Below are 18,435 nucleotides of genomic sequence, written 5' to 3'. Positions count from 1 at the left end.
GTTATCATTCTAACCTCATTATTTCTTACTATACTTAAAGCCACGAATAACCGCTATCATTGCAACAAGAATTATATAAGCACAAATTCCTAATGAAACAATAGTTATTTCTGTTCCATAATTTGAAATTGTGTTATTTTGAATAGCTGGAACGGCTCTAAACTGAATATACGAAACAAGTGCAATCAATCCTACATCTATTAAAATCATAAAAATTCCTGCTTGTTTACTCACTTTTTTTGAGTCATATTGTGCTCTTTCTTCTGTACTTTTAGTATTAAAACCAGTAACAAATTTACTTCCCTTTCCTGTCATCAAAATAATTGTTGCAATAATAGAAATGGTAACTATTCCCCACATAACCCAAACAAACCACATAGTAACAACTCCTTCCACTTAAATTTTATAATTCTTAAATAAATAAAGCACTTCTGTAATTACCATACACAACCATTGAAATAGAATAAAAGCAAAAATCGTTTCCACAAAATATATCGGTGCAAAAATAAGTATAAATAAAGAAAATGGAAAGATAATCGTTATAAAAAGTCCATTAAATAGCATGATTTTTTCTAATGCAATTATTTGATACTCATCATATTTCTTTCTTCTTAAAGCAGAGAATATGTCAATGATAATTGCTATGCCAATCATCCCAAGTCCTATAAATTTCATGTTTTTGTTTTGAATGAACAAAGACCACCGACTATCAGAAAGCCAATAAGCATACTTTGATACAAATTCAGACGAAACTATAAATATCATAGCGTAAATAGCAGTAATTGAAGCTATATAAATCGCATTAGTCATAGGATTTTTTAATGATTTCATTTTCTCTCACTCTCCTTAAAATTGAATACTTCTTCAATGCTCATATTAAATAGTTGTGCAATATCATAAGCCAACCAAAGTGATGGGTCATATTTTCCCGTTTCAATAGCGTTGATTGCTTGTCTTGAAACATTTACTTTTTCGCCTAATTTCTTTTGCGTTAGTCCCTCCTTTTCACGCAACTCTTTTACACGGTTTTTCAAAATCACCCCTCCTTTTCAGTGTCAAGTTAGCCTTACATTGTCATTATATCATATTGACTTCAAATGTCAAGCTAGCATGACACATATTGAGGAGGGGGGTATAATAGAGCTATTATTTTATAATCTTCCAGTTACTATCCTTATGTAGCACAAGCTCATACTGCGATACCTGCGTTGCCTTTGTCTGATTATCAAGGAATTTTACAGCAACCTTGACTTTCACATTGTCCCCGTCCTTTATAAAGATAGGGTTTACCAATTCAGAATAAAGGTAGTCCCTGCCGATAGGTTCAATCACATTTCCAGCTACATAGTAGGCAAGCTCTTTTTCTGTGGCTGTTGGGTAGAGCTTAAAGAATGTTTCCAGAAAAGCGGTAGCGTCATTGACAGTATCAGCGTCTACGCTTGCGTCTGCTTCTGGTGTCTTAGGCTCATAGTCTGATTTTTCGATTGCTGGTGCAAGGGTAGGGTTCTGAACGATTACCATATCCCCGTCAGCGTCCACATAGACTTTTACAGTATAGGTTGCTTTCACATTGCTTGTCTGTTCTCCCTCTTTTATCTGCTGATCTACTTCGTAGGTAGCAGAAAAAGTGTCCGTTCCCGATTGCTCGATATGCCATACAATCACATCTGTAACTGTGGAGCTGGTCGGTATATCCGTTCTGATTGTATCAACATTCAAGTCTTGCAATTCCTTTGTCAGATAAGCGTTGATTGCCTGCGTCCTTGCTTCAATCGCTTCTTTGCTGTTACTCCATGTGTAGTAGGACTTCGCAAAGTTTTTTACGAAATTTTCTATCCCGTTGGTGTCCTGCAAGCGAAGCTCTATGATTTCTTTTTCATGGGTCGTGTGCTGGTCGATAGCGGTAAAATTCTTATATACTCCAAAGCTCACGCTTGCGACAAGCACCACCCACAACGCAATCACGGTTTTCTTATGTGTGCCTACCTTGACAGTACGCACCTTTTTTTCTTTTGGTTCTTTGATAGTTTCTGTCTGTTTCTTATTCTTCTTAAACATATTTTTCAAGTCCTTTCTATTGTTTTACTCGTCCTGCACCGATTAAGTGCTGTTGCCAGTAACTACTACTTAGGTCTGCATATCCTATCGGGTCGCCTGCGTGGTACATCTGTGTCGGCGAAACAAGAATACCGACGTGTGTTACATACGAACCAGCGTTATAGGTGGAATGGAAAAACACCAAATCGCCTAGCTTTTGCCTGCGAGAGTGGCAGATGTTGGGTTGCGTCATACTGTGCTTGTGCTGTTCTCGGTAAGGAGATACCAGCTTTTCCATAGCACCATTGCGTCAATCCCGAACAATCAAAGGAAGTATTCGGGTTACTGCCACCATACACATACTTCCAGCCTTGATATTTCAACGCTTCATTCATTACCTTTTGTGCCAGTTCTCCCGATACCTGCGGAACTGCTAAATACTGATTGACTACTTCCACATAGAACATATTTCCATAGCCATACCGCCAGCCCCCATTCTTAGCAACGGCTATCGGGTTGGTGTAGGTTACTTTCTTTCCACCCGATTTCTCACGGGCGAAGCTCTCTGCAAGATTAAAAGTGTGTTTTTTTCCTTTTCCTGCCACATATCCCACATAGCCACCGCCATAGTTATAAGACTGTATCGCTACATTCAAGTCGTCGATACCTTGATTTTTGCAGGAAGAAAGCAGGGACGCAAAATACTTACACCCCTGCTTGATTGAGCTTTCCGTATCTAAGGAATTAGGCGGTAAACCAAGACTTTCCGAACTCTGCATAACATCTTCTGCCGTACCGCCACTTTCTACTTGAATGATAGCAAGTAACACATTGACATACTCGGAGATACCGTTTTCTCTGGCGTATTTTTCCTACCATAGGCTGATGTTTCAAGACTTCTGCGGATAGGTTCATACCCGTAATGCCAGAAGAAAAATTGCTGTTCTCGTCGTCGCTGTCCGCACTAATGAGGACGCCAAAGAAAAGCACCAGAGAAAAGAGGATAGGAAACAGACTGCCAATGATAGCGATATGTTTCAGTTTCATTTTTTCTTCTGTCCTTTCTTCGTTACAAGGTTACGGGTTTTCTCTATGGTCTGCTGGTTCTTCTGGACGCTCTGGGTCTGCTGAACCTTTATCCTGCGGTCTTTGGTGTCATTCTGGCGTGTTTCCTGCGATACCACTTTTTCTACATTCTGCCTATGTACTGTCTGTGTAGGCTGGGGTGCTTTCTTATCAGAAGCACCAGAAGATAACGGACGCTCTTTGATAACATTTGTCTTGACTGGCTCACTTGCTTTCGGAGTTGGAGCTGTGGCTGGGCGTTTGACTTCCTGCATTTTTTCAACACTCGGCTTTGGAATGGTTGAAGCTGTGACTGGTCGCTCATGGGGACGGGTAGCTCCCGTTGTCGCTGATCCGTCAGCCTTTCGCTGTACCTGCCTTGCTTCTTGTGCCTTTTGAAGCTCCATACGTTTGTCAGCGATATTTTTCTTACGCTGTTCCTGCTTTTCCAAGCGTCCCGTCTGTCTGGACTGCTGTTCCTGCACCATGCCACGCTTGAAGTCGGACACGCTGGACTTTGCCTTTTCCTTTGCGGAATACACCGCATAAGCGGTCTGTGTCGGCATATCCTTGATATTCTCTTTGACAGCGTTTGCCTTGTCTTTCACTTTATTTTTCGTATCTAAAACAGCACCGACTTTTGAACCTGCACGCTGTCCCATGCTGGAAGTGGTATTGCCCCGATTTTCTTTAGAAGCCGTATTTTTTCTTTCGGCTCTCTTGCCAGCAACGGCACTTCCAGCCACCGCACCAGCTACACCGCCCGAAATACCGCCAGCACTTACCGCCCTTGCAATACGGTGTTCCATACGCCTAGCCCGATGTCGCATAAACAGATACGGTCTGCGGAATATGCGTCGTCCCATGCTTTGACTGTCGCCAGCATTAAGTGAGAACATACTCATTAAGTCGCCCAGCTTCATGTAGATACCAGCGAAACATACTATCTGCAAGAACGCCACCATAAAGAATGGGTAGTCTGTGGAAATGTTGTAAAACATACTGGAAATACTAAATGCCACCGTTACAATGAGCGTTATTCCTGCCCGTGTCATTATGGTATTAAATACTCTCACGATTGCCTGCTTTGCCATGCTTTCATAGCTCGGTATCATGGAAAGTAGAAAAACTGATAGGTAAAAAACATTGCAAAGATAATAAAAAAGTATCTGGCTGAACAACATCATGCCCGTAAGCAAGAATACAAATATCGTGATACCCTAAAGTTAAAGAACAAGTAGGAAGAACACCATACCCAAACGGTTTCACGACCTGCGGTATTGTCAGATTGTTATTGTCGTTGTCCTCGATTTCTGTTTTCACGACTTCCTCTCTGGTTTTCCCGTCCTCGTCCTCTGGACTTGCCGATACAAGAGCGACCACACGGTCTGTCCCGATTTCCTCTGCGTTGCTGTTCCCGAATTGCAGAAGTAGCCACGGCTGTTCCACTTGAATAGAAAATAAGCTGTCCCGTATCAAGTCCACGCTGTCCTTGCCCTCGCTGTCAGAGTTGGGGAGCATGATTTTTGTTCCCAAATCAAGTGAAGCGGTACTGATGTCTGATGAAAATTCATTTATCTTCTTGATGTAATCGGGAGCATAGGCGATAAACGAAGCGGACAGTACGAACACCACTACAAAGTTGATAACGGCGTGAAGTGCCTTGCTGGTTTCCCGTTTGATAAGTCCCGTATAAGCAACGTACATTCCCACCACTAAGATAATGAGAAGCAGGAAACCAACATAGAAGCCCGTAGAAGAAAAGCCGTTCTCGGTAACGCCTGCAAGGGTCTGTATGCTCTTTCCGATACTGTCTGCCATATCATTGATGAAGTCCAGCTTATAGGCTTCCTGCACCACATAGCCCGTTGCATTACTCAAATACAAACTGATAGTCCAGACAAAGTTGGTAATGCAGTACAGCCCGTATTGTACCGATTTTCCGATACCGTCGAGCCAGTTCCACGGAAGCCACGACCAGCTATTATCGACGAAAAAATCAAGCTGGTAGTTGGAAAGGGGATATTTTGAATAAAGATTTTCTGCGTTTATGGTATCGTCTACAAGCCCCGTCGCATGAGCCACCGTCCCCAAAAGTGAAAGCAGGATAAGGGAGAGTGCCACCACGAACAGAGCCATTTTGAGAAAGTGGAAAATCTTCTTTTTTGTGAACGCACCTTTTATCCTTTCTTTCATCACTCCACCTCATTTCTCTGTACGGGCGGTCTGGTATCAAAGGCGTGTAGCAGTTCTTCAAAGACGGGGTGTATCTGTACCACACCGACACGCCCGTATAAGTCCTGCAATAAACATTGTCCATTTTCCAAATCACGCAAGCGTTTCTGGTTGTTTTCATCGTCCTTGTCGATACCGAAAAATTCTAAGGTCTGCTTTATCTCGTTTATATCCGTGCTTCTAAAGGCAAATTTCAAGCCGATATTGTTTTTCAGACTTTCCTTTGAAACATCATAGGCAGACTGGGTAACAAAATAAACGCCTGCCTGCATAGCTCGTCCAGCACGAACCAGCTTGTTAGAGAGCGTTTCTCCTTGTGTCACATTTAAGAACGCCCACGCTTCATCAAGGTCTACAATCTTAAAAATGCTTCTGTCGCTGTGAATGAAGTCGAGTGCAAAGGTACTAATCACAATCAGCATAGACACCGATAATAATTCAATGGTTGTGTATTCATTAAAAGTGGTGTCTTTATCTGGCAATACTAAGTCCGCTACTTGAATGATATTGAGCTGATTATCCAGACTGATAGCATTTTTCTACCGTACCGTCTGAAAACAGCAGGTGTGCAAAGTCGTAGTCCGTGAAGCTGTCGATATGGTCTGCGATATTTCTTGATATGGGCGTATCTTCACGGCGTAGCTCGTCTATCACATGGAGCAAGCCCCGACTGTCGCTCTGGGTAACGGAGCGTACTGCCTTACGAAGTACGGGGAATTTTTCGCCGTCCCTTGAAGAAATACCCGTAAGGAATGTTAAGATGTCGATTGCCAGACTTTCAGCGTCTTTTACATTCTTCATAATCACAAACGGGTCAAGAAGCCCTGCATTGTCCTTATCGCTGGTAAGATTTACGATATTGATTTCATGTGCAATCTCTGGGAGCGTTTCTTTCCAGTTACCACGCTCACTTTTAGGGTCTAACAGAAGTGCTTGACCGCCAAACAGCACCGCATAATATACCAGAAGATTGTTACAGAACGATTTCCCACCGCCAAGCGAACCGACAAAAAGCAGACGCTAAAGCGTTGGTAACTGTACCTTTTACACCTTGACTGGCAAGGGACGGTTGCAGGTACACATTTCTTCCCGTATCAACAGAATAGCCCATATAGATACCCGTAGTTTCTCCCTAACTGCTGTGTCGCACCAAAAGCCAAGCCCAGCTAAAAAAAGTCTGATTTTACATACTGCACATAGTCATTGATATATCGCTTGCTGGCTGGTAAAAAATTCAGAATGAAGCCCCAGCATATCCCCAGCAGGACGCACCAGCTTTACATTGAGGTCGTCGTAAAAGTCCTTGACTTCATCACAACGGCGTTTCAGCTCGTCAAGATCGGGTGCAGACACCCGTATGACGTAGCTTAACTTATACATACTTTCTTTTGTCTGGTCTAAATCAGTTTCCAGCTCGTCCACGCTGTCTAAAGCGTCCACCACATTTGAGCTGGTTTCACTTCCTGCTTGATAGGCGTGATTATCAAGGTCTTTCAGTTCCTTTTTCTTGTTGCGGACGGTCGTTAATGCTTTCCGATTTTCCACGATTTCTACATTCATGCTCGTATCAACGGGGAATGTGAATTGCTGTTGCTGGAAATAGAAGATTTCAGACGACGGAAAATCAAGCTCTCCTACAATCGCATTGACGGTAAAATAGGACACATAGCTTTCCTTGTCCTCATGTTCCAATCGTAAATACCGCTGGCTTTCCTCAATCACACACCTTGTCGGACGGATAAGGTCGTAGTATTTTATCAGCGTCTCTTTGTTCAATTTTTTCTTTGGTAGCTGGTACTCATAATCTTCATAAGCGATACCGTCCCTGCCGTAAAGATGTTCCATGAGATACCCAAAATCATGGATTTCCAAGCGACGCACCTTAAAGCGACGGGAGATTTTATTTTCCAGTAACTTTTTCCATTTTTATGTAACGGTTGATTTCATCATTCGGCATGGAAACAAAATCATTCATCAGCGTGTGGTTCACTTCATGGAGAAATTCTGTGAACGTCAGCCACACCGATTTTTTGATGTTCTTCAGATTGAGCTGTTCTTCCGTAACCATGAGCTTAAAGCCAAGAAAAAAGCGGTAGTCCACTTGATTGTCCCCAATCATAGATACTAACGCTTCGGTCTGTTCGTCTATCTTCTGATAGGCAACTTCCTTTAATTTTCCAGTTACCAGTTTCTTTGACTGCTCCTGCATACTGCGGATTGAGCTTTCTGTGGCAATCTGCAAGGCATGAATTTTACCCTCACGGGACTGTGCAATGAGCTGGCGAAAACTGTCATGCACGATAAATTTCTGCTCTGCGGATAAGAAAGAATAGTTGTACGGTATCAGCTCATAGTAAGCGAACACCTCATTGTCCTTGTTCCAGACAAGGTTATTGTCAATATATTTTATCGGGAACATAGTTCACACTCCTTACTGCCGTGATTGTTTCATTCAAGGTCTGCTTATGCAGTTTTACGGCTTTTCCTGCATAAGTGATTTTAGGTCGCAGGGCATAGGTTATCTGTGATTTCAAAAAGCTGTACGGCTTCTTTCCGTCAAAAGTTTTCTGCGACATAAACCAAGTGAGAGCAACGGGAATACCAAAATATTTGAGAAATGCTCCCTCAATCATGGAAAGTGGGGGAATATCCCCAAACAGAATGATGAGAAATTCCGTAATCACAAACCATGTAATCTGTGTAAAAGTAACGGGAAAGGGTAAGTTAAAGTCATTGATTGCATACAAGACTTTTTCCACGTTCCAGATACCCGTGTAGCTTTTAATCTTTTTCAAGTTCTTTCAGCTCCTTTCGTAAGTTTCTAAATAGAAAAGGACAGCCATGTTTCAGACTGTCCCTTAAAAGAGAAATACGCTGTCAGTAGCAACAATGCTTGTCGCTGATCTTCCAGCGTTAATATGGTATCTCGCACATACCTCGGCTTGTTTCAATAAAGCAACCGCCCATATCCAAATCTCGCCCGTAGGCTTCATAGTCAATGTAGTTCTGTAAGCTGGGTGGAATGTCGCCAAGTGCTTCGCAATTCGTCTATGTAGTAGTAGGCAACGTCTGTCATGGTTTCACAGTCGGGATAATAATAAATATCGTCCTTATGTTCCACGACTTCTTCCAGCGTCCCATAGTGGCTGATAAATTCGTCCAGACACTCTACAATATAGTCGGGAAGTTCCTCTATCATTTCATACATCTCATTGAGTTCTTCAATGGAAACATACTCGCCAATCGCAATGGGAAAGTTGTCGGTATCATGGATAGCGTATTCCTCATACTGTTCATTCAAGCCGATTTTTTCTTTCACATCTTCCTCGTCAATGGGGAACGTGAACCAAGCACCGACTAAATAGCCCTCATTGTATTTGCCAAGATTAGCAATATAAACCGCCATATCATCAATCATAAGCACCACCTCATTTCCTACTCTGGCAGTTCAAAGATACCGTGTTCTGTTACTAAAAATTTCCCGTGTTCCTGCAAGTGAGAAGCGTAGGCTTCAAAGTCAAAGTAGTATTCTTGACAGTCCTCGGATAAATGCTTGAACATCGGGTCGTTCATCAGCTTTTGCCTTGCAACATCTATCATGCTTTTACAGTCGGGATAAACAATAATCACGTTCCTGCAAATATAAAGTGCTTCTAAATTTTCAAACACCGTAAGTAGTGATACATATTCTTCCTGCATATCACTTGAAAGCTGGCGGTACATAAAATCTAATTCGTTGAGCTGGTACACGCTGGTGTGTTCGTGGACTTCATCAGCATAAGGCAACACCTTTTCGATAATACGATAATCCCCACTTTCTGCACCGATACCTAACTTTTCTTCAAACTCGGCAACATCTATCGGCAGGTCGAACCAGTATGATATTGTTTCTTCGCCAGTTGTTCCTCTCGTTTCCACCAGCACCCTTGTTTCCTGCATTGTTCCTCACGTCCTTTCTGTTGCTTCATCACATCTTTTAAGCTCTGGTACGACATACCAAACACATACTTTGAAAAATCTTCTAACTGTTTTATATCATAATTCGTAAGCGGTAATCGCTTCATTTCATGCCACACTTTACGCTTGTAAGAGGGCAGGTTAGAAATATAATCACAGCCGACGTTTGCCTGCATATCCTTAAAAATATCGCTCATTTCATCACTCCAATCTGATTTTAGGTAAGAAAAAAGCAGTCAATCCTAAGACTAACTGCTTTATGTATATGGATATAATTTGATTAAGTTTTAAAACCAGTTTGTTTTTTCATCTCTAAATTGAGGGTTATCGCTGTGTTGATATGGATTATAGTTATTCAGATTGCAACCATATTCTTTTAATGATTTGATTTTGTTATCTTCTGTCCATTCAATTAAGGAAATACCGTCAAATTCTTCAACGCTTCCCGTATTCATTTCATTTTTTAAAAATACCATTCTACGACAGTTTGATTTTCTTTATGAAAGAACTGTTTAATATCCCAAATAATGACTTTACCACGAGTATTCCATTCATTAAACCAATGTTTTACTGTTTTAAGATTTTCATATTTAGGACACCAGCTTTCCGTATAAACAACATCTTCTGTAAAAATTTTATCTATTCCTAAGTCTTGCTGTTTCAACCACATATCAAACCATAAACGAATAATTTTTTCTCTCTCATTCAAAATAGAACACCTCGATTACTTCTTTTTTCACATTATAGCACCCATACATCAGCCCCACAATAAAATTTTATGCACCGATAATCTTATTGAACAGCTCTAACAGTACATCTTTCACACCGCCAGCATTGAATACCAAGCCGACAGCAATCAAGGCAACTACCAAGAAACCGATAAGTTTTGAAAACTCACGCTTGAACCCTAAGTAGATACCGATAACCACAATCGACATAAGCACTAAGCTCTGTGCGTTGCTTAAAAACCATTGATACAAATTTTGCCCGAAATTCATGTTATTTGTCCTCGCTTTCTTTTAATTTCTTCATTTCATAGTCAGCTCCTTTGCCAACACTTAAAATACACATCAAGGCTACGCCGATACCCGTTCCAACAGATACCAGCAGGAAGTCTTTCAATAATTCCCACATTTTTTCATCACTCCTAACTTTCTACTAAATCTTTTGCAGGGGTCGTCTGCTGTTTGATTATCATTTCATGCTTTTCTGTGAGCTTTGCCTCGCTGTTCGATAGTTTTCATGTAGTCTGTTCCGTTTCCCTTATCAATCCTTTTCAGCATTTTCAAGGTCGGTGCTACCTGCCGTTGTACCCACCGCAATGTACGGTCTAAGGTGTAAGGCTCTGGCTTTGTCGTCAGCTTCAAGCTCTGTCTGTTATCGCCGATAAACCACGCCCAGCGGTCATTGAGTTTCCAGTCATTTTTTCGCTTGTCTGCTTCTTCATCAACAAACCGCACATACTGGTTGATGATAGAAAAGGCAGTCTGCTCTGCGTCATAATAGGTCAGCAAATCTCGTACTGCATAATAGGCACGTTCATTTCTAAGCCGTATCTCAAAACGGTTGATAATGTCGGCTTCTTCCAGCGGTGTCCCTAACTTGACGTACTGCTCATAGTCCTTTTCATAGATACAGAAATACACATCTGATTTTAGCGAACCAAGATAAAGGGTGCGTCCCATATATTCTCTGTCGTCCTCTCTATGCTTGATAAGCTCGCCCGACTGATAAAACTTATAACTTCTGGACTTTCCGATATATTCCCGTTTCCTGCATTTTTCCGCAAGCTCTGGAATATCCAAAATACCCGTATGGTCGTTGATAGCAAGGTCGATACGCTTCATCACGCCACCGTCTATGAGTGCGTCCATGAGAAAGTCATACCAACTTCTTTGTTGTGCCAGCAGGTAACTTTCAAACTGTCGGCAACCACGCCCCTTTAACTCTAAAAGGACACCTTTTTCTTCGTCAGCCGACGTATAGATAAAGATGTCCCCTAAAGAATAATGCTCCGTATAACTGTAATGTCCGTAATCTTCATGGAGCATATAATTGATATTCAGTTTTAATATATCTTTGATGATGTGCTGTATATCCAGCGTGGGAAAACGAATTTTCACATAATCAAACAGCATGGTAAGCGGTACTTCTGGATTGAACCTTGCCAGTTCCTTATGCAGAGTTTCCAGAAGTTCCTTTGACGGCTTCATTTTTCCACTTTCTATCTTGTTGAAATATTCCCTTGTGATACCAGAAGCCACCGCCAGCCTGCCTTGTGAGATACCGTAAGCAATCCGTTTCTCCCGTAATTCTTTTATCCGTTGTTCTTCATTCAGAACCATACCCCCAATCTGTAAAGTGTGAAGTTTTTTAAGGCGACTTCACAGCCGATTTTTGCTAGAAAACCATGCCAGAAGCCTTATGTTTCCTATGTTTTTTGTCTATTGTCTATTTGCAAACGTACCCCTCTGTTAGATACCGAGGGGTTTTACCTGCTGGCGTGGCTGACGCCACACCAGCAACGGCTAGTCCGTGCCGTCGCCTTTCGCTTCGCACGTCGCCGTCCCGTCCTGCCTTGCTTGTGCAAGAGAGCCGATAGTCTGCAAAAAATCATGTCCTTTCGGGACTAAAGGCGTGTAAAACTCACTGATAACACTTGTTCCCACATCACAATAGCCACGCCCCTTGATACGCTTCTGGAAAAACTGCTTTTTCACATCTGAACCAAACAGCATACCGTAACCTAATTCGCTGATACGCCCAAGTCCCACACGGAAATTGAAGTTATCTCTGATACCGTCCGAGAAATACTTTGCGTCTGGACGCTGGCAGGCAACGATAAGGAAATAACCTGCTTGTCGCCCTAACATAACGATTTTCTTTAACTGGCTAAGTAGGCTCACGCTTTCTTTTGTCCCCAGCATTTCAAAAAACGCCACATATTCATCAAAGATAAGAAAGCAGGGTGGCAGTCCCAGATAGGCGTAGTTTTCGCCCGTCTTATAGTTCGGGTGTCGCTTCATTTCCTCACTTCGCTGTACCATGCCCTCATAAAAGGCATTGACGCAATCTATCATTTCTTCTTTGGTGTGATACACATTTCCCATAACTGTCCCTAAGTCTGCAAGGTCAGCGTTCTTCGGGTCTAAGATATAAAGGACAGCGTTGGTATGCAGTAAGGGCTTCAATGAGCGTCAGCAGAAAATAGGTTTTACCGCCACCAGTCCCACCAGCAATCAGAGCATGAGGGAGTGCGTCATATTCCCAGACAAGATTTTTCATCAGTCTAAGACAGCCGTTTTCTGCCCGTACTTCATCAATGGTAATGCGGTTCGCTATCATATCATAAAGCAGGGTATATTCGATATAGCCGTCATGCAGGGTCTTGTCGGTCAGCTCACAATACAAGCCACTTTCCAATTTATCCTCTAACCGTAAAAGCTGGTCTTGATATTTTCCTAATGTGATTTCACATCGGATATGAAGCAGTCCCTTTTCCATTTGATAATAAATCTTTGGAAACCAGACGATTTTTTCCCTTGATCTGCTTTGCAGGTCAGTAAAAAAAACGCTGTCTTGTATGGTATCGGCTTCATACCACTTATTTTCCAGTATCATTCTTGCCAGCTTTTGACGGTGCAGGAGCTTCTTGAAACTGTCGTAACAGAATCGGTAATACAGAAAAACGACCAATGCACAAACACCAGTCGCTATCAGTATGGTTATGAAGTTGTAAGGGGAGAGCGTCAAGCCGTTTTCTAACAAGCTGAAATGCTCCCAATCGGTACGCATGAGCTGTTTTATATTCAGTAGCAGAAGAACCGCCACGAATATAAACAGAAGCGTTCCTATGGAAAAATGGTAGACAAGGTGCTTGTCGCTGGCTCTGATACGGTGTCCTTTGTTCCAAATCTTACGCATAAATCAATCACTCCTTTCTGGGTAAGAAAAAAGCAGTCAATCCTAAGACTAACTGCTTATATCATTATTCGTGTTTTTTCCCAACAATATAGGTTGTTACTAACATTCCTATCAGCAAAATAATTATAGCTGGATGTTTTACAGTATTCCATAATGAAATGCCACCAACTAAAAAACTGATATAGCAAATAATAGGATATAGAATAGCAGTTCCTAATGTAAATACTCTAAATACTGTTAATACATATCCCCAGTTTGCATTATTAAAAGATAGCCCTGCCATGTGTATTCTGAAAATTCCTTGTGATACAAAATTAACTTTATTTGTATCATAATATGTCGGTAATAATTCTTTCGCAAAAATGCAAAGCCAACTTGCAAACAAAAGCATTAACAAAGATATATACAAACTATCTCCCATTTGTTCTATGGAAATTCCAGAAACAGTTAATAATATTGCCTCTATAACTACCACACCGATTGAGATAAGAAATGCAAATATCCAGTTCTTTTTTCGTTGATGAATTGTATCACGCAACGACAAGTCTAACGAGTTTACAACAAGAGTTTCTACCACATCACTATTTAATGTCTTGTTCTCTTTTAATTTTTCTCCTTGTAAAAGTTCTGTTACTGTAATACCAAGTATATCAGCAATAGGGATAAGTAATGTAACATTTGGCATACTGTTTCCACGTTCCCATTTACTAACTGTTTTATCCGACACAAACAACTTATCTGCTAAGTCCTTTTGTGTCATTTGTTTTTCTTTTCGCACTTCGGCTAAAAATTGTCCAAATTTTTCATTGTTGATTTGATACATTTGTGCCACCTCCTATCGTTATTTTAACCATTTACGATAAGGTAGGCAATCTACTAACGGGAGAGTACCTCTATTTTTCTAACTTATGAGGAGAATTTTTATTTTTTCGGCTGTCCCTGCGGTGTATGGTTCTGTGGACTTCCTGCGTTCTGGTTTCCTTTATTCTTCAATACAATATCCTCTGCCTTTACATACCAGTCCACATCTGCACCCGTATAGGTCTTTCGTGATACCGTATCGGCTACGGGATTGACAAGTTCCACAACTGCATTGTACGGAAATTCTCTTAACGGTACTTCTGGCGGTACAGATACGGGGATAATTCCACCATGCAGACTGCACTTCAAATCATAGATACGCTTTTTAAGCTGGGTACTCGGTGTCCCGTCCTCATTCTGTAAGAACACATCACGCACTGCTGTAAATTTTAATTCTCCAAATGTTTTCTCTTTGTCAATAACAAATCCGTTTGATAATCTCATAACTTCTTCACTCCTTTACTTTTCTTCAACTGCTACAATATCATCAGCAACTAATACATAATCGGTATGTCCCATATCCCCGATTGCGTAACCTCTGCCGTATAACTTCGGATTGACAAGTTTTACTTTCTGCTCATACTTGAACTTCTTTTCGCCAGCCTGCACGGGAATTTCTACCACAACATTTTCGCCTTTCTGTACGTCGGAATAAAGGTTATAGCTTCGTCTGGCTAAGACCCTGCGATTATTTTTATCTCTTTCAAAGACTGGCTCGCTTTCGCCCTGCAAATTCAAGAGTTCCAAAAGACTGTGCCATATCTGGCACGACATATTTCATTTCCATATTGTTTTACCTCGTTTCTTTCTATATTTGATAAGTTTTTTAATTGTGATTTCTTATTCTGGCGGTTTGGGAAGTACCAGCAATCCCCCCAGATAGTAAAGGGTAAAATCAATGCTTACGCACCCTTGACTATCCGTGTTCTTGCAGGTTGTTGGCAGACAAGCCAGAATAAGCAAAAAATCTGCCGTTTGACAGCTTCGGCGGAGAGCGTGATTTTTCTTTCCTCATACCGTTACCGCCTTATGATTTCTTCATTTTACGGCGTTTGTAAAGATATGTTCCAGCCAGTCCACCAGCAGACGCAAGCAACATCACGATAAATGCCATTACATTTGTACTGTCGCCCGTTTTGGGACTGTCGCTAGGTCTGTTAGGCTTTTCCGGTGTCGGTGGTGTTTCGGGTTTCTCTGGTTCTTCTGGCTTTTCCTTAAAGGTAATCGTCTGTCCCTTATCCTCAATATCCTTATGCTCGGTAACTTTCTTCGGCTCGTCTGGATTGCTTAAATCGTATAATTCCTCAAAAGTTACAAGCTGTTTGCCGTCAAGAGAAGTAGCGTCAAACGTAAAAGCAACTTCCACTTTCATAGCTTCGCTGTCAGCAATAAAAGTGTAATCACTTTCCACACGTTTTCCATTGATAAGAAGTTCTGCATTTTCTTCTTTCAACATCTGCCAGCCCACAAGTTTGTACTGTGTACCGACTTCTAAGCCCTCTAAGGTTACGGTATCAATGATTGTAACGTCTTTTCCTGCTTTAAGCTCTTTATTGCCGTCCTTATCGGTAACGGTAGTATGTATCTTGATGATACGCTCTGTGATAAGTACCGTTTGCCCGTCGTCCTCAATGTCCTTGTGTTCCGCAACTTTTACGGGTTCGTCTGAATTGCTTAAATCATATAATTCCTCAAAGGTAACAAGGTTCTTGCCACCTAAAGCAGACGCATTGAATGTATAGGAAATTTCCACTTTCATTTCTTCATCATCAGCGACAAAGGTATAATCGTTTTCTACACGTTTCCCGTCAATGATAAGCTCGGCGTTTTCTTCCTTTAACATCTGCCAACCTTTGAGCTGATATTTTGTGCCTTTTGTAAGTCCGTCTAATTTGACAGTATCAACGATTGTAACCTCTTTTCCTGCAAGGATAGTCTTTTCGCCGTCCTTGCTGGTCGCTGTGGTATGGATAGAGATTTCTTTTTCGTATTCATCAGTCAGCGTCCCTAAATCAATCACAAGATTATTTCTTGATACCACGATTTCAAAAGGTGGGATAAGTTCAAAGCCTTTGTTACTGTCGCAACGCATTTCTTCAATGATGTAGGTATCATAAGGCAATGCACCCTTGCTGTCGTCTGGTTCAGAAGTTCCAAACCACACACCGTCCTCGCTGGTCTTGCCTGCGTTTGTATTGTGCTTATGAGAAGCCCAGTCAGCAGAAGTGGAGAATTGCCCGTTATCATCAGTTACCACGACGTGATTTTCGCCCGTTGTCTTGCTTGTGATCCTAAAAGGAACATCAGCAAGACGCTTGTGTGTGCCTGCACCGATTTTTACACCCTCAATATCTCCACGCTTAATCTGATTATAGATAGAATGGGCTTTTTCGGTTAAGTCCACGATTTTTCCATTTTCTGTGATTGTAAAATCAATCGGCTTTGCACCGTCAGTTAAGTAACCGTTGGGAGCTTCACTCTCAACGATACGGAATTTTCCATAAGGTAAGAGGTCAGAAGAAGTAGAAGCGACACCCTCAATATCTGTACGAATTGTCTTTACCACTTCATTTTTCTTGTATAACTTGCCCTCAACCAATACTGCATTATCATTTAAGGAAATGATGTCAAAGGCAGTATCTTTCAAAGTGGCACTTCCTTGTGGCTTTGTATCGCCCGTTTCTAAATCTCGTTTCTGAATTTTGACACCGCCACGGATAACCTTGTCTGATACGGAAAACTGGTTACTTCCAGATAATACGGCAAGGTCGCCGTCCTCGGTAATCTGTGTTACATATAAGCCTTTTATCTGTTCGGACTTATCGCCAGCCTGCATATATGCACCCTCTAACAAGTAGCCGTTTGGAGCTTTTGTTTCTTCTACGGTTAGTGTTCCAAGTGGAAGAACCGCCTTGCCGTCCTGCATATAGAAGCTGTCGCCAGATACTTTGTATGTGTCCGCTAATTTTGTGATGTAATGAGTTGTCCCGTCGCTGTCTGTTTCAGCGATTGTCTTTGTAACCCATGTACGAGTAGCTTCGGCAGGGAGATTGTCTTTATTGTAGAAGCCAGCATAATACTTCCATGTAAATTCCGCACCTGCTAAAGAAGCGTTCCCTTGCGGATTGTCTTTCTGTGTTTCCATATCAATCTTGAAAAGCTCAATCAAAGTGTCCGTTACTTTTGGCGTATCTGATACTTTCAAAATTGCTGTCTTTCCAACTTCAACCTTTAAGGAATATACAGTTTTATCCACTTTATATCCTGCTGGTGCGTATAATTCCTTGATATAGACTGTGCCTGCTTTTACCTCTGCAATATCTGTGTTTCCGTTTTCATCAGTCGTAAGGGTGGCAAGCTGTTTTGTGCAGTCTTTATCAGAAAAGACACCGTATGTTGCACCTGCAATATAGTAATTCCCATTACCGTCGGTAATGCTGGTATTACTGGAAGTCTTTTGTAGTTTTGCATTTCCGACATTCAGTTTCGCCCAGAATTGTCCTAATTCCTGCCCCTCGCCAGAGTAGATATAACCGCCACATTCATAGCGTCCTTTATTTTCTTTGACAAAGGCTTTTGCACCAGAGAAAACTTCGTCCTGCGTAGCCTTTTGAATTTCATCATAAGAAGCTCGCACGTTATCACATTGCCAGCCAAGATGTACGCTCAATCTCTGCCAGACAACACATTGTTCCAACAGATAGAGTTGCTTGTAGTTCAGTTCCTTGTGAGCTTCGCCATACTGTTTGACATACTCTAAGGATAACGCCACATCTGAAATCTGGTCGGTACTCATGCGTGAGCTTGCGTCAGCTCTGGTCTTGTAACCATTTTTGAAATCTGTATTGATGTCGATACAATAGGCAGTTTCGCCCTCAACTTTCATATAGCCCTCATTGAATGTCGAACCGATAGAACCGTCATTCATTACTTTTTCAATGATACCGACACGCTCTGCACTTTCCGTCCAGTATTGCTTGCTTTCTGCATGAACGGGTGTAGTCGGTAAAGAAGTAACGACAGTTGCAAGAGCTAAGAAGCCCGTACACAATCGTTTCCATGTCTTTTTCATAAATCTAATGCTCCTTTCATTTTGGGTAATAAAATAGCCGTCCAATAAGAACGGCTGAAAATAGAAAAGGAACGTCATTTTAGGCGTTCCATAGTCTATGAAATATTCAATTTTTTCTTGTTTCAATACTGATGTGCTGTACCATATCTTTGCATATCTAGGAAAACTTGCGTATCAAGGCTCATTCGTTGGTAGTAAATAAGTAGTAAATTGATGAGTTTGTTTCCTTGAAAATGCTGATAGATACTGTATTTTAGCGGATAATCAGATTTTTATTGTGTTTT

13 protein-coding genes and 7 pseudogenes are annotated in these 18,435 nt (G+C 41.5%); all 20 read right to left on the bottom strand.

From position 1 onward, the window contains the following. Window positions 1-18: 18 nt before the first annotated feature. Window positions 19-378, bottom strand: coding sequence for a DUF3784 domain-containing protein (locus KI236_RS00100; RefSeq protein WP_212818239.1), 360 nt, complete (start codon window positions 376-378; stop codon window positions 19-21). An 18-nt stretch (window positions 379-396) separates the two neighbouring features. After that, window positions 397-831, bottom strand: a complete 435-nt coding sequence (locus KI236_RS00095) for a hypothetical protein (protein ID WP_005428623.1) — start codon at window positions 829-831, stop codon at window positions 397-399. Further along, window positions 828-1,034: a helix-turn-helix transcriptional regulator gene (locus KI236_RS00090; protein ID WP_023921725.1), complete on the bottom strand. Its 207-nt coding sequence runs from the start codon at window positions 1,032-1,034 to the stop codon at window positions 828-830. Before KI236_RS00090 ends, KI236_RS00095 begins: the two co-directional genes overlap by 4 nt. Window positions 1,035-1,146: 112 nt before the next feature. Then, the gene (locus KI236_RS00085; protein WP_212818237.1) at window positions 1,147-2,058 is read right to left on the bottom strand and encodes a conjugal transfer protein; all 912 of its coding nucleotides are present in this window, start codon (window positions 2,056-2,058) and stop codon (window positions 1,147-1,149) included. A gap of 16 nt (window positions 2,059-2,074) precedes the next feature. Then, window positions 2,075-2,867 (bottom strand): annotated as a pseudogene (locus KI236_RS00080) (C40 family peptidase). A 213-nt stretch (window positions 2,868-3,080) separates the two neighbouring features. Then, window positions 3,081-5,298: pseudogene (locus KI236_RS00075) on the bottom strand (CD3337/EF1877 family mobilome membrane protein). After that, window positions 5,298-7,756, bottom strand: a pseudogene (tcpF, locus tag KI236_RS00070) (conjugal transfer ATPase TcpF). The pseudogenes KI236_RS00075 and tcpF overlap by 1 nt, the downstream one beginning before the upstream one ends. After that, window positions 7,734-8,132: a conjugal transfer protein gene (locus KI236_RS00065; RefSeq protein ID WP_010723729.1), complete on the bottom strand. Its 399-nt coding sequence runs from the start codon at window positions 8,130-8,132 to the stop codon at window positions 7,734-7,736. Before KI236_RS00065 ends, tcpF begins: the two are co-directional and overlap by 23 nt. A 118-nt stretch (window positions 8,133-8,250) precedes the next feature. Next, window positions 8,251-8,755: pseudogene (locus tag KI236_RS00060) on the bottom strand (antirestriction protein ArdA). Window positions 8,756-8,772: 17 nt separating this feature from the next. Continuing rightward, window positions 8,773-9,276: an antirestriction protein ArdA gene (locus tag KI236_RS00055; protein WP_003062492.1), complete on the bottom strand. Its 504-nt coding sequence runs from the start codon at window positions 9,274-9,276 to the stop codon at window positions 8,773-8,775. Between the two features lie 305 nt (window positions 9,277-9,581). After that, window positions 9,582-10,003 (bottom strand): annotated as a pseudogene (locus KI236_RS00045) (nuclear transport factor 2 family protein). 67 nt (window positions 10,004-10,070) lie between these two features. Beyond that, window positions 10,071-10,292, bottom strand: coding sequence for a hypothetical protein (locus tag KI236_RS00040; RefSeq protein ID WP_003060793.1), 222 nt, complete (start codon window positions 10,290-10,292; stop codon window positions 10,071-10,073). A 1-nt stretch (window position 10,293) separates the two neighbouring features. Then, window positions 10,294-10,428, bottom strand: a complete 135-nt coding sequence (locus KI236_RS00035; RefSeq protein WP_003061156.1) for a DUF3789 domain-containing protein — start codon at window positions 10,426-10,428, stop codon at window positions 10,294-10,296. A 13-nt stretch (window positions 10,429-10,441) separates the two neighbouring features. Further along, window positions 10,442-11,639 (bottom strand): annotated as a pseudogene (gene mobT, locus KI236_RS00030) (MobT family relaxase). 183 nt (window positions 11,640-11,822) lie between these two features. After that, window positions 11,823-13,218: pseudogene (locus tag KI236_RS00025) on the bottom strand (FtsK/SpoIIIE domain-containing protein). A gap of 64 nt (window positions 13,219-13,282) precedes the next feature. Next, window positions 13,283-14,041: a helix-turn-helix domain-containing protein gene (locus KI236_RS00020; RefSeq protein WP_048923953.1), complete on the bottom strand. Its 759-nt coding sequence runs from the start codon at window positions 14,039-14,041 to the stop codon at window positions 13,283-13,285. A gap of 98 nt (window positions 14,042-14,139) precedes the next feature. Then, complete coding sequence (locus tag KI236_RS00015) at window positions 14,140-14,523, bottom strand: YdcP family protein (protein ID WP_003432338.1); 384 nt, start codon at window positions 14,521-14,523, stop codon at window positions 14,140-14,142. 15 nt (window positions 14,524-14,538) lie between these two features. Then, the gene (locus tag KI236_RS00010) at window positions 14,539-14,817 is read right to left on the bottom strand and encodes a YdcP family protein (protein WP_456243476.1); all 279 of its coding nucleotides are present in this window, start codon (window positions 14,815-14,817) and stop codon (window positions 14,539-14,541) included. Next, complete coding sequence (locus KI236_RS12385) at window positions 14,783-14,860, bottom strand: DUF961 family protein (RefSeq protein WP_456243475.1); 78 nt, start codon at window positions 14,858-14,860, stop codon at window positions 14,783-14,785. The genes KI236_RS00010 and KI236_RS12385 overlap by 35 nt, the downstream gene beginning before the upstream one ends. Window positions 14,861-15,106: 246 nt before the next feature. Next, on the bottom strand, window positions 15,107-18,151 hold the full coding sequence (locus KI236_RS00005) for an SrtB-anchored collagen-binding adhesin (protein WP_212818235.1): 3,045 nt from the start codon (window positions 18,149-18,151) through the stop codon (window positions 15,107-15,109). Window positions 18,152-18,435: the final 284 nt, after the last annotated feature.

This window comes from Vescimonas fastidiosa, from assembly GCF_018326305.1.
GTDB lineage: Bacteria > Bacillota > Clostridia > Oscillospirales > Oscillospiraceae > Vescimonas > Vescimonas fastidiosa.
The sequence above is the reverse complement of the archived record's forward strand: the minus strand, read 5'-3'. Positions and strand labels throughout refer to the sequence as shown.